This window comes from Sorangium sp. So ce375, assembly GCF_051473855.1.
Classification (GTDB): domain Bacteria; phylum Myxococcota_A; class Polyangia; order Polyangiales; family Polyangiaceae; genus Sorangium.
Genome location: NZ_CP150335.1, coordinates 1,625,089 through 1,638,031 on the forward strand (window position 1 = coordinate 1,625,089; position 12,943 = coordinate 1,638,031).

The 12,943-nt window shown below is 72.0% G+C and carries 8 protein-coding genes; 7 read left to right on the forward strand and 1 reads right to left on the reverse strand.

What is annotated here, in order from left to right; translation table 11 throughout:
- Positions 1 to 216 precede the first annotated feature (216 nt).
- The 5 genes from WME90_RS06220 (at position 217) to WME90_RS06240 (ending at position 7,395) form a co-directional block, all read left to right on the forward strand.
- Complete coding sequence (locus WME90_RS06220) at positions 217 to 1,083, forward strand: hypothetical protein (protein WP_437280149.1); 867 nt, start codon at positions 217 to 219, stop codon at positions 1,081 to 1,083.
- 212 nt (positions 1,084 to 1,295) lie between these two features.
- Positions 1,296 to 3,101, forward strand: coding sequence for a serine/threonine protein kinase (locus WME90_RS06225; RefSeq protein ID WP_437280150.1), 1,806 nt, complete (start codon positions 1,296 to 1,298; stop codon positions 3,099 to 3,101).
- Positions 3,102 to 3,213: 112 nt separating this feature from the next.
- Entirely contained in the window at positions 3,214 to 4,206 is a 993-nt protein-coding gene (locus tag WME90_RS06230) for a DUF362 domain-containing protein (RefSeq protein WP_437280151.1), read from the forward strand.
- Positions 4,207 to 4,211: 5 nt separating this feature from the next.
- A complete protein-coding gene (locus tag WME90_RS06235; RefSeq protein WP_437280152.1) occupies positions 4,212 to 6,176 on the forward strand; it encodes a 4Fe-4S binding protein in 1,965 nt (654 codons plus the stop codon).
- Between the two features lie 49 nt (positions 6,177 to 6,225).
- Positions 6,226 to 7,395: a hypothetical protein gene (locus tag WME90_RS06240; protein ID WP_437280153.1), complete on the forward strand. Its 1,170-nt coding sequence runs from the start codon at positions 6,226 to 6,228 to the stop codon at positions 7,393 to 7,395.
- Positions 7,396 to 7,486: 91 nt separating this feature from the next.
- On the opposite strand, the gene WME90_RS06245 is transcribed toward WME90_RS06240, so the two are convergent.
- Positions 7,487 to 9,151, reverse strand: a complete 1,665-nt coding sequence (locus tag WME90_RS06245) for an ABC transporter permease (RefSeq protein ID WP_437280154.1) — start codon at positions 9,149 to 9,151, stop codon at positions 7,487 to 7,489.
- 196 nt (positions 9,152 to 9,347) lie between these two features.
- On the opposite strand from WME90_RS06245, the gene WME90_RS06250 reads away from it, so the two are divergent.
- Both WME90_RS06250 and WME90_RS06255 read left to right on the forward strand, forming a co-directional pair.
- The gene (locus WME90_RS06250) at positions 9,348 to 11,267 is read left to right on the forward strand and encodes a protein kinase domain-containing protein (protein WP_437280155.1); all 1,920 of its coding nucleotides are present in this window, start codon (positions 9,348 to 9,350) and stop codon (positions 11,265 to 11,267) included.
- Between the two features lie 52 nt (positions 11,268 to 11,319).
- The gene (locus WME90_RS06255; RefSeq protein WP_437280156.1) at positions 11,320 to 12,702 is read left to right on the forward strand and encodes a CCA tRNA nucleotidyltransferase; all 1,383 of its coding nucleotides are present in this window, start codon (positions 11,320 to 11,322) and stop codon (positions 12,700 to 12,702) included.
- The last annotated feature ends 241 nt before the right edge of the window (positions 12,703 to 12,943 follow it).

Consider the following 12,943-nt stretch of genomic DNA (forward strand, 5'->3'; position numbering starts at 1 on the left):
GTCCAGGCACGCCGCGTGTATCCCTGTGCCGAGTCGCGAAGCTCCCGAGTCTCGCGCGCTTCGATAACGGTCTTGGACGGCTCGGGGCGCACGAGCTCGGGGGTCTCGCGTCGAGGTCGTCGTGAAGGGGGAGCCCGGTTCACGGCTCTCCGGAATGGATGCCCGGGATTGCCGGTCCGGACAGGGGTCCGGCGCAGCAACCCAGGGGAGGTCGAGATGGCGAAGAAGAAGAGCGATATCGAGCAGTGGTCGGACGTCGTCCAGCAGATGAGCGCCGGCAATCTCCCGGCGATCACGGTGCCCTTGCACGTGCTCCTCGGGGAGGCGGTCGACGTGGCGAAGTTCTGCGACAAGTACTGGAAGACACAGGTCGATGCCCAGAAGCGGGTGACCCGCCTGGGCCTCGAGTCGGCGGTCCCGAAGGACGGCAAGAAGGGGGACGCCGCGCGCCTCGGGCCGAGGACGGCAGAAGAGATCCTCTCGCTGCAGCGCGCCACGCAGGAGGCGCAGACGCGATATCTCCTGACCGTCGAGAAGAACGCGAGCCCCCGCGAGCGCGGCAAGTTCCTGCTGGGGGAGATCTCGGCGACGCTGCGCTTCTATTTCGACGACGGCGTGGAGGACGCAAAGGACGAGATGCTGGCCCGCATCGACGCGGCGCACGCGGAGGATCCCGACTCGGCCGACGCCCTGGCGAGCGCGCTGGACGACTATGCGCTGCTCGGCGAGAAGCACCGCGACGTGATCGACGGGCTCGGCGGCTTCGAGGCGGCCCACCTCGACGAGGCGCGCGCCGTGGCGGCGGAGCTGCGGAGCCGGCCGGCGCAGGCGGAGGCGATCTCCAGGCAGGCGCAGGACGCGCTGCTGCTCCGCAACAAGCTGGCGACGCTGCTTGTCGAGCGCATGGGCCTCGTGCGGAACGCGGCGCGCTTCGTCTTCCGCGGCCAGCCGGAGATCGTGCGCGAGGTGACGAGCGCGTACGAGCGCCGCAAGCGGGCAGCGGCCCGGCGGGCCAAGGCGTCGGCGGCGCCCGCGGCGACGACGCCTTCACCAGCGGCGCCGGCGGTGCCGCTGGAAGGCTGAGCCCGCAGCGCACGGCGCTCATCTCCCCGCGGCGAACGATCCAGAGCGCGAGGACCGGGGCACAGCACACACACCGGCGGAGCAAAGGCGGGAGAAGGTGAGCCCCCCCGGCGCCTCCGCCAGCCTCCTCGAATAAACGCCCCGCGCCCGCCGTCTTCCGCCCGCCGGCTTCTTTCTCAGCGCTCGCCGCTTCCGCTACTCTGGCAATCGCCGTGCCGCCCGTCGACCCGAACCTCCGCACCACGATCGTCCACGCGTTCGCCGTCACGGTGGCGGATCCGTCCAGCCTGGTGCGCACCACCTCGCGCGGCGGGACCGACGACCCCGCGAGGAGCAGCAGCCGCGGCCCGTCGATCCTCCCCGAGGTCGGCCAGATCGTCGGCGGGCTCTACCGCCTCGGGCGCCTCCTTGGGCAGGGCATGTTCGGCAAGGTCTACGTCGCCCAGCGGATCGACGTCCCCGAGCACCAGGTCGCCCTCAAGCTCATGCCCCGCTCGCTGTACGCGATGCGGAACGTCGAGCGAGAGCTCGTCATGCTCGCGACCGTCGGGCACCCGCACGTCGTCCAGCTGAAGGACCACGGCATGAACGCCGAGTACGTGTGGCTCACCATGCCCGTCTACGAGGGCGAGACCCTCGCCCAGCGCCTCGAGCGCAGCCCCCTCGGCATGCGCGAGGCGCACGACATCTTCCTCGCCGTCGCGCGCGGGCTCGAGGCGCTGCACGCCGCAGGGCTCCGGCACCAGGACGTCAAGCCCGACAACATCTTCCTCGCCAGGTTCGCCGGCCGCGTCCACCCCATCCTGCTCGACCTGGGCGTGGCCGCGGAGCGAGAGGCCTCCTTCTGCGCCGGCACCGCGCTCTACGCCTCGCCCGAGCAGCTCCGGGCGCTGAACGGCTTCCCCGGCGCCGTGCCGCTCTCCGAGAAGATGGACACGTACGGGCTCGCCACGACCCTGCTCTACTCGCTCGTGAACCCCAGGGACTTCCCGGGCGAGTCCGCGCAGAGCCGCACCCAGCTCGCCGAGGCGCAGGACGTCCGCGCCGACAAGCCGCTCACCGACAACGCGCTGCCAGACCTCACCGGGCGCCCGCGCCAGATGTTCCAGGACGCGCTCAAGCGATGGCTCGCGATCGATCCGAACGAGCGCCCGTCGATGACCCAGCTCGCCGAGGAGCTCGACGTGCTGCTCGAGCCGGAGCGCGAGGCGGAGCGCGAGGCGGAGCGGCTGCGGATCAAGCAGAAGACCTCGTACCTGCGCGCGCGGATCGCGGCCGGCGCGATGACCCTCGTGGGCTGCGCGGTCGTGCTGCTCGGCTTCTCGAAGCGCGAGACCCTGCGGCTCGCGAACGAGCTGGAGCAAGCCCGCCAGCGGGGCGCCGAGTCGTTCGACAAGCTCGACACCTGCGTCGCGAGCCACCAGATCGCCCAGTCCGAGGCGATCGCGTGCCGCGGCGCCCGCGAGCAGGATCGCGCGGAGTTCAACGCGACGCTGGCCACCCTCCAGAAGAGCGGCTCCACGTCGGAGGCGGAGCACGCCCGCGAGATCCAGGCGCTGCACGCGAACCAGGCGGCGCGCCTCAAGATCTGCGAGGACGGCGCCGCGGCCGCGCAGAAGGCTTCGATGGCCGACCGCGAGCGGCTCGCCGAGGTCGAGAAGGCGCGCGCCACCACCGCGACCGAGCGCGACGAGGCCAGGGCGCTCGTCGACCAGCGCTCCGCCGAGCTCGCCTCCATGGCGCAGCTGCGGGCCGCGTGCGACGCGGAGCGCGCCAGCTGCATCGCAGAGCGCGATCGCCTGAAGGCCGACCCGTACGAGCCGGACGAGCCTGCCGCCCCGCCGCCGGCGCACGCGCCGCCCGCCGCGAGCGGCGCGGCGCCGCAGTCGCCCCAAGCGCAGCAGCCTGCGCCTCAGCCTGCGAACACGGGCGCTCCCCCCGCCACGGGCGCTCCGGCGACGCCAGCGGCCCCGGCGGTCCCGACAGCCCCGACGACGTCCACCGCGGCTCCTCCTTGAGCGCCGTCGCTGGAAGCGCCGGGGAGGCGGCGGACGTCGCCGCCGCCAGGCCGCCTCTGCTTGTGGCGACCGCCTGGGGAGGCTATCCGTAGGTCCAGGGAAGACGAGGGCCATGGGTGACATTTCTCGACGTGAAGTGCTGCGTCGGCTGGGCGCGGCGGGCCTCGTCCTCGGGGGCGCGGGCGGTCTCGCGGCGGCCCGGTGGGACCGCGGCGGCAGCGCCGCCGCCGCCGCCGAGCGCCAGCAGACGCGGGACTACAGGCTCCGCGACGCTCCTGCCGACCTGCCGCAGCTCGTCGTCGCCCGCGCCGGCGCCGAGGCGCTCGCCGAGGGCGCCCCGGACCCGGCCGCCCTGGTCCGGAAGGCGGTCGACGCGCTCGGCGGGATGCGCCGCTTCATCTCGCGCGGCGACGTCGTGGTCGTGAAGCCGAACATCGGCTGGGATCGCACGCCGATCCACGCGGCCAACACGAACCCCAAGGTCGTGGCCGAGGTGGTGCGCCTGGCCTACGACGCCGGCGCGAAGACCGTCCTCGTGACGGACGCGTCGTGCAACGAGCCGAACCGCTGCTTCCAGCGCTCCGGCATCTGGAAGGCCGCCTACGACGTCGGCGCGGAGGTCGTCATCCCCGCGGCGCACCGCTTCCGCGGCATGCGCCTGAAGGGCGAGGTGCTCGACGACTGGCCCGTCTACACGCCGCTCGTCAACGCGGACAAGGTCATCAACGTCCCCATCGCCAAGCACCACAACCTGTCGAAGTACACCGCCGCGATGAAGAACTGGTACGGGGCGCTCGGCGGCCGGCGCAACCGCCTCCACCAGAACATCGACGTGTCGATCGCCGATCTCGCGACGTTCATCCAGCCCACGCTCACGATCGTGGACGCCGTCCGCGTCCTCATGCGCAACGGGCCGCAGGGCGGGAACGTCGCCGACGCGAAGGACATGCACACCGTGATCGCGACGACCGACCAGGTCGCCGCCGACGCCTACGGCTGCCAGCTCATCGGCCGCAAGCCGGAGGAGATCCCGTACCTGAAGATGGGCCACGACCGGGGCCTGGGCACGATGCACTGGCAGAACCTGCGGCTCGCCGAGGTGTAGCACTCATGGCAAACCCCGATCCGACGCCGGCCGCGCCGGCGCACCGTGAACCGGCGGCTTCGGCGGCCCAGGCGCCCGCGAAGGCGAGCGCGCGGCCGCCCGCCGCGCCGAGCGCGACGCCGCCCGCCGCGCCGAGCGCGACGCCGCCCGCCGCGCCGAGCACGACGCCGGCCCGCGCGGCCGCGAAGGAGGCCCGCTGGGCCGCGCTGTCGCGCATGTTGCGCAAGGCCGGCTCGATCGTCCGGCCCGCCCCGAAGCGCCGGCCCGGCTCGGGGCTGCCGGCGCGCAAGGTGATCCAGGTGCTCGTCTGGGTGCGCCGCTCCGTGCAGGCCGGCTGCCTCGGGCTGTTCCTCTACTTCCTGTTCCAGACGGGCTTCCGCGGCTCGTTCGCCTCCGCCGAGGCGCGCGTGCGCCTGCCGCTCCCCGTCGAGGGCTTCCTCCTCGCCGACCCGTTCGTCGGCGCGATGACCCTGCTCTCGACGCACACCGTCTACCGCGGGCTGCTCTGGTCGCTCGGGATCCTCGCGCTGACGCTCGTCTTCGGGCGCGTGTTCTGCGGCTGGATCTGCCCCTTCGGCACCCTCCACCATTTCTTCGGGTGGATCTTCCCGTCGCGCTACGGCAAGGGCGGCAAGCGCGTCGAGGCGAACAAGACGTACACGCGGCAGCGGGTGAAATACTACCTGATGTACGCCTTCCTCGCGGCGAGCGTGGCCGGCAGCGTGATCGGGGGGCTGTTCGATCCGATCTGCGTGGCGGTCCGGGCGATCGGGCTCGCCGTCATCCCGGCCGCGCAGTACGTCGCCAGCGTGGTGACCGGCTCCGCGGCGGGGACAGGGAGCCGGCCGGTGCAGGTCGCCGCGGACCACGCGCAGGATTTCCTGGCCGCGAGCGTGTGGCAGACGAAGCAGTTCTACTTCCACCAGGCGTGGTTCGTCGGGATCCTGTTCGTCGCGATCCTCTTCATGAACCGGTTCATCCCGCGGTTCTGGTGCCGCGTGCTCTGCCCGCTCGGCGCATTCCTCGGCGTGTTCGCGCGCTTCGCGCTCTTCGGGATGCAGAAGGATCACGCGAAGTGCACCGACTGCAACCTGTGCCTCGTGCACTGCCAGGGCGCCGACTCGCCCCAGGGCGGGGTGAAGTGGCGGCAGGACGAGTGCCACATGTGCCTCAACTGCGAGAGCGCCTGCCCCGAGGACGTCATCAAGTTCCGCTTCCTGCCGAACCGGAAGAGCGCCCTCGTGACGCCCGACACGGGCCGCCGCACCGCCCTCGCGACGGCCGCCGCCGGGGCGGTGATCATCCCGACGGCGCGCATCGCCGACGTGCTCGACGCGAACTACGACCACCGCGTGATCCGGCCGCCGGGCTCGGTCGAGGAGCGCGAGTTCCTGGAGCGCTGCATCCGGTGCGCCGAGTGCATGAAGGTCTGCCCCAACAACGCGATCCACCCCGCGTTCTTCGAGGCGGGCATCGAGGGGCTCTGGACGCCGATCGTCATCCCGCGCATCGGGTACTGCGAGCACTCCTGCGTCCTCTGCGGCGACGTCTGCCCGACCGGCGCGATCCAGAAGATCACCGAGGAGCAGAAGATGGGCATCGGCCAGAAGCCGATCTCGATCGGCACCGCGTTCTACGATCAGGGGCGCTGCCTGCCGTGGTCGATGAGCGTGCCGTGCATCGTCTGCGAGGAGTTCTGCCCGACGTCGCCCAAGGCGATCTGGGTCGAGGAGGTCGACATCCCGAAGCGCGAGCCGGTGGCGGCCGAGCCCGGCAAGGAGCCGCCGATGAAGAGGGTCCACGTGCAGCGTCCGCACGTCGATCCGTCGCTGTGCATCGGCTGCGGAGCGTGCGAGAAGGTGTGCCCGGTGCAGGACAAGCCCGCGGTCTACGTGACCAGCGTCGGCGAGACCCGCTCGAAGACGAACGTCATCCTTCTCGAGGACACGGACTACAACAAGCCGTCTTGACCGCGCGCGCCGGCTCCGCGCGGCGGGACCACGACAGGAGGCAGCTCGGGTGCGCACGCTTCGCTTCTACGGAACCTTCTCGCTCGCCGCGCAGCTGGCGCTGGCGGCGCTCGCCGGCTGCGGCGACCGGTTCACGGTGGCCGCCGCGAGCGCCGCGTCCACGTCGTCGAGCGGCGGCGGCGACGGCGCCGCCGGCGGTGAGGGGGGTGGAGGCAGCGGGGGAGGTGGGGGAGGCGGAGCGTCGGCCGCGTCGTCCTCCGCGTCGGGAGGGGGCGGAGAGGGCGGGTGCAGCGCGTGCAAGGACGGGGAGTTCTGCACGGCCAGCGAGACGTGCGTCTCCTGCGCGGAGCGCGGCGGCGTGCTGTCGTTCGGCGCGCTCTCGGAGATCGCGGTGGCGGGGGCGGTGCCCGCGTTCCCGCGCGTGCGCGCGGAGGCCGGAGAGGGCGGCGCGACGCTCCGGCTCGTCTACACGGCCAAGTTCGGATCGGACGACACGAAGATCGCCACGGCCACCGGGCGGCCCTGGACGGCCGGCGAGGTCCTCTCCAGCTCCATGGTCGACGCCGAGGGCCAGGAGTCGGGCCCGCTGCTCCTGCCCCTGGACGCGCCCTCGCCGCGGGACGCCTTCCCCGGGGGCTCGCTGCTCTTCGACCGCGTCCCCACCGCGCCGGGGAGCCTTCCGCTGCTGCTCGTCGCGGATGCGCTCGACGCGACCCAGGTGGACGCGCTCGCCGCGCTCAACCCGGACGGGGGGAGCCGCTCGGTGGCGGTCGCCTACGGGCTCGGGTCGTCCTCGTCCTCCTACCGGTACTGGTTCATGAACAGGCACCAGGAGGGCGGGGGGACCACGAGCCGGCTCGTCACGAAGCGCGCAGAGGACGCGGCGGCGCAGGTGCTCGACATCAAGCTGCCAGGCGACTGCCCGGCGCAGGGAGACGACCTCGCCCCGTGGGTGACGCCCGACGGTCGCCTGCTCTTCTTTCAGGCGCGCTACAGCGCGCGCGGCGAGTGCGCGGCGGCGTCGGTGCTGCGGAGCTTCTACGTGGCGCTCGGGAGCGACGGGCTGCCCGCGGGCGATCAGCCGGCGAGGATGCTGCTGCCGAACCTGGATCCGAGCGTGGCCGTCATGACGCCGTCGCTCTCTCCCGATGAGTGCACGCTCTACCTCGCGTCCGACAAGGGCGGGCAGCAGAAGATCTACTCCGCCACGCGGCGCTAGACGCGCTGGCCGGGGTTGCGGGGCGGGAGGTCCTTCCGAGACGCACGGCCCCCGGAGAGGGGGCTCGCCGCGCGGGGTGGGGGACGGGAGCTCACTGCGCGCGGAAGCCCTCGGCGGGGCGGAGGCGCGCGGCGTAGAGGCTGGGCACGATCGTGGCCGCGAGGCAGATGAGGATGGCGATGCAGCCCGTGATGACGAACTCCTGCGGGCGCGCCTGGACGGGGAGGCGAGAGATGAAATAGACCTTCGGGTCGAGCGGGAAGCCGTAGACCAGGAGCCCCTTGCACACCGCCACGCCGAGCAAGAGGCCCAGCGTGGTGCCCGCGACGCCGATGATCCCGCCCTGGTAGAGGAAGATGCGCAGGATGGCGCCGTCCGTCGCGCCCATCGCCTTGAGGACGGCGATCTCCTTCTTCTTGTCGAGCACCACCATGATCAACGTCGCGATGACCGTGAACGCGGCGACCACGATGATGAGCGCCAGCACCGCGCTCATGCCGATCTGCTGGATGCGCAGCGCGGTGAAGAGCCCGTGGTTCAGCTCCTCCCAGTCCATCGTGTAATAGAGCCCGCTGCCGAGGAGCTTGCTGATCTCGCGCGCGATGCCGCTCGCGCTGTCGATGTCTTCGACCTTCATCTCGACGCCGGTCACCGTGTCACCCTGGTCGTAAAACGCCTGCGTCTCGTAGAGATCGGCGTACGCCAGCTTGGTGTCGTACTGCTCGAAGCCAGCCTCGAAGATCGCGATGACCCGGAACCGCTTGGCGACCGGCGGCTTGATGGCGCCGTTCGCGAACGAGAAGCCGATCGTGGGCGAGGTGACGGTGACGCACTGGCCCAGGTCGAGGGACAGGTTCTTCGCCAGCGCAGCGCCGATGACGATGCCCGGCATCTTGGCGATCTGCTCCTTGTCGGCGCAGGGGTCCGGATCGACCTCGGGCGGCAGCTCGTCGTCATCGGGGAGCACGCTGCCATAGCCGCCCTGCGGCTCGATCGCGCCCCGCGGGGCGCCTTCGGCGATCGCGACCTCGGCCTCCTCGGCCGCGGCGTCCGAGGCGCCGTCAGGCTCGGACGCAGGCGAGGGGGGCGCGGCCCCGGCGTCGCGCGCGGCCGCGGCGCGCTCGTCCTCGAGGATCCGCGCCTCGTAGGCCTTGATCAGATCGAGCTCGGCGCCCGCGTCCTGCGCGCCCGCGCCGCGCGTGTCCGTGTCCGGCTCGAGCGCGCCTCGCGCGCCCGCGTCCCGATCCAGGAGGGGGACGTCAGGCAACGACGGCACGGCGCGCTCGGCGGGCTTCGAGCCCGGGCGCCGCAGGCCGGCGAGATCGCCGCCCGGGAGGATGTGCCGGGGCAGGTCGAGCACAGGGGTGGAGGCGCCGTCGGCCCCGACGCCGAGGCTCCTCGCCGGGTCGACCCCCTTGACGAGGACGCCCGTCGCCGTCGCGTCGCCGTGCGTCAGCATCATGGGGTTGATGCTGAACGGCGCGACGCCGATGACGCCCGGCACCTTGGAGACCTGCTCCATGATCGAGCGGTACTCACGGAAGTCCGTCGAGTACTTGATCACCAGGACGTGCGCGTTGACGCCCAGGACCTTCTCGCGGAACTCCGCCTGAAAACCCCCGGTCACGCTCATCACGGTCGCGAGCGCCGCGACCCCGAGCGCGACCCCGAGGATCGCGAACGTGGTGCCGACCGAGATGAACGCCCGCTTCTTGGAGCCGAGATATCGCAGCGCGACCTCGATAGGGTAGCTCATCGCGGTGCCCTCCTAGCAGAACGCGGCGCGCGCGGCACGCTGGGCCGCGCCATGGTCGGCGACGGCTCGACACGCCGTGCGCGACCTTTCGCGCGCGACGTCCGCATGCTCTCGCTTCCCGGACCGAACGCCTGCTAGAATCCACCCCTGCCGCAGCTGCCGGCATGTGGCGTGCACTTCTGCCCGCGAGCCTTTCATGAGCGCCACCAAAAACGAGCACCACACCGCGCGCAGCAGAGTCTTCAACGCCGAGGATGGCGCGCTCGAGGAGGCACCCCCGTCGCGCCCCAAGAGCGCGGCCGGCGGGGCCCGCTCGTCCGGTGTCGCGGCGTTCGCGCCGTCCGTGGAGCCGAGCGGCGCCGATGACGACGTGCCGGTGGAGGTCGAGCTCCGCCCCTCCTCGAGGCCCTCCAGGGCGGGGTGGGTCGAGGGGCCGGCGAGCGAGGTGCCGCCGAGCTTCCGGGCTCCGCCGAGCTTCCGAGCCCCGCCGCCGCTGCGCCAGATGGCCCCGCGGCTCGGGCGGCAGAGCGAGCCCGACGCCGACGAGGTCAGCGAGCGGATGAGCCCGGTGCCGATCAGCGAGGGGGAGCCCTCCCTGGAGATCCCGCCGCCGGACGAGGTCGAGCCGCGCGAGCGGCGGCCGCCTGGCGCCAAGGATCCGTACATCGGGACGACCTTCGACCACCGGTACAAGATCGAGCGGCTGCTCGGCGAGGGCGGGATGGGGTTCGTCTACCTCGCCCGCCACAAGGTCATCGACAAGCGCGTCGCCGTGAAGGTGCTCCGCGCGGAGCTCGCGAGGGACCGCGAGATCTTCGAGCGCTTCGTGCAGGAGGCCCGCTCCGCGTCGAGCATCGGCAACCCGCACATCGTCGATATCTCGGATTTCGGCGATCTGCCGGACGGCTCCACGTACTTCGTCATGGAGTACCTGGAGGGCGTGAGCCTGGCGCAGCTCATCGACTCGCCGAACGAGCTGCCGATGGACCGCATCTGCCACATCGCGCAGCAGCTGTCCGCGGGGCTCGCCGCCGCGCACGAGGCCGGCATCATCCACCGCGATCTCAAGCCGGACAACGTCTTCGTGGTCGCCCGCGGCAGCGATCCGAACTTCGTGAAGATCCTCGACTTCGGGATCGCGAAGGTGTCGACGAGCACGACGACAAAGCTGACGCGCGCCGGCGCGGTGTTCGGGACGCCGCACTACATGTCCCCGGAGCAGGCCGCGGGGGCGCCGATCGATCACCGGACCGACATCTACTCGCTCGGCGTGATGCTCTACGAGCTCGTGAGCCGCCAGCTCCCGTTCAACGCCGACAACTTCATGGGGATCCTGACGCAGCACATGTACAAGGCGCCGGTCCCCATCCGCGCGCTCGTCGGCGGCCCCGATTGCCCGCCCGGGCTCGAGGCGGTGATCTTGAAGTGCCTCTCGAAGAAGCCGGAGTCGCGCTACCAGACCATGAGCGATCTCCACGCCGACCTCGAGCAGGTGAGGTGCGGGGGCGTGCCGGGCGCGGTCGCGGAGATGATGGCGCGCTCGGGCGGCTTCAACGTGCCGCACGATTATTTCAAGACGTCGAAGGTGATCGTCCCCGCGACGCCTCCGTCTCCGCCGCGCTCGCCGTGGCCCCGCTACGTGTGGGTCGCCGGGGCGGCGGCCGCCGTGGGCATCGTGACCGCGATCTTCGTCATCGGCGCGAGCGGGTCGGCGAGGGACAGCGCCCAGCAGGCGCACACGCCGCCGGTCGAGGCGCCCACCGCCAAGCCGGCGCCCACCGAGCCGCCGCCGGTCCCGAAGACGGTCGTCGCGCTGGCCGCCTTGCCCGTGACGGCGGTCGGCTACCGCAACGGCGTGGAGCTGAAGCTGCCGGCGAGCATCGACGTGGAGCAGGGGCAGAAGGTGGCGATCGACATCCGGGCCGACGGGTACCAGCCCAGCACGGTGGTGCTCGACGGCACCGAGCCGAGCAAGCTCGTGGAGCTCGTCGAGGTCGACGACAAGGGCCGTCCGAAGGTGAGGCCCAGCGGGACAGGCCGGCTGCCGCCGCCGCAGGCGACCCGCACCCCCAAGAACCCGGATGTCCGGGACCCGTGGGCTCACCCGAAGAAGTGAGCGCTCGCTCGGCGGGAGCCCTGCTGGCCGGGCCCCGTGATAAGCCGCTGGCGTGACCCGGATCGATCACCTCATCGACGCCGTCCCCGAGGACGTGCTCGGCATCTGTCGGCGCCTCCGCGAGCGCGGCAAGCGCGGCTGGATCGTGGGCGGCTGCGTGCGCGACCTGCTCCGCGGGCAGGACGCCAAGGACTGGGACGTCGCGACCGACGCGCGGCCGGAAGAGGTCGTGGCCGCGTTCCGGAAGGTCATCCCGACGGGGATCCAGCACGGGACGGTGACCGTCGTCGTGCGCGGCGTGCCCTACGAGGTGACGACCCTGCGCGGCGACGGGACCTACAGCGACGGGAGGCGGCCGGACCGGGTCGAGTTCGTGGACGACATCACCGCCGATCTCGCGCGGCGGGACTTCACCATGAACGCCATCGCGATCGACCCGGTGGACGGGCACCTCATCGATCCGTTCGGCGGGCGGAGCGACCTCGAGGCGAAGGTCATCCGCGCGGTCGGGGATCCGGGCGAGCGGTTCGCCGAGGACGGGCTGCGGGTGCTGCGCGCGGCGCGCTTCGCGGCGACGCTGGAGGGCACGCTGGACCCGGAGACCGAGCGCGCCATGGGCACGGCGCGGTCGCACCAGACGTTCCGCTGCGTGAGCGCGGAGCGGGTGCGCGACGAGTGGCTGAAGGCGATGCGCGCGCGCCGCCCGAGCGTGGCGTTCGAGATCATGCGCCGGACGGATCTGCTCGCGATCACCTGCCCGGAGATGATGGAGTCGGTCGGGTGCGAGCAGAACCGCTGGCACGCGTACGATGTGTGGGGGCACGCGATGGCCTGCCTCGACGCGTGCAAGCCCGATCCGATCCTCCGCGTGGCGGCGCTGATGCACGACATCGGGAAGCCGAGGACGCGCGAGCTCTCCGAGAAGACGAAGGACTATACGTTCTACGAGCACGAGCGGGTCGGGGCCGAGATGGCCGACCCGATCCTCGCGCGGCTCCGCTTCTCCAACGACGAGCGCGCGCGGATCGTGGCGCTCATCCGACACCACCTGATCTGCTACGACGACACCTGGACGGACGCGGCGGTGCGCCGCTGGCTCCGCCGGGTGACGCCGGCGCTGGCGCCGGATCTCTACGATATCGGCGTCGCCGACGCGCTCGGCAAGGGGCGCGAGGTGAGCGAGGACATCGCCACGATTGGGCGGCTCCGGGAGCGCGTGGAGGCGCTGCTCGCGGCGGGCGCGGCGCTCTCTGCCAAGGATCTCGCCGTGAACGGCAATCGATTGATGAAGGAGCTCGGCATTCCGCCGAGCCGGCTCGTCGGTGAGCTGCTGGAGCACCTCGTCGAGCTCGTCACCGAAGAGCCCGAGGCGAATACCCCCGAGCGCCTGCTCGCGGCGGCGCGCGAGCTCGTCGCCTCGAAGGGCGCGGTGTAGCGCCTCCCCCGTCGCAGAGCTGCGACTCCCGTCGCGGAGCGGCCCTGGGGAGCCGTCAGGATGGCTGTGCGCAGCGCTCGCCGCGTGTGCCCGAGGGTGGTCTCGCCGGGCCGTTCGGGGCCGCCTCGTCCGGCATCACTCCCATTCTCCCGCGCTCGGCCATCTCCTCGCTCCTTTGGTGAGCCTGTCCCAGATCGCGAGTCGAACGGTCGTGGACAAGGTCCCTGGACCGACAACGGTG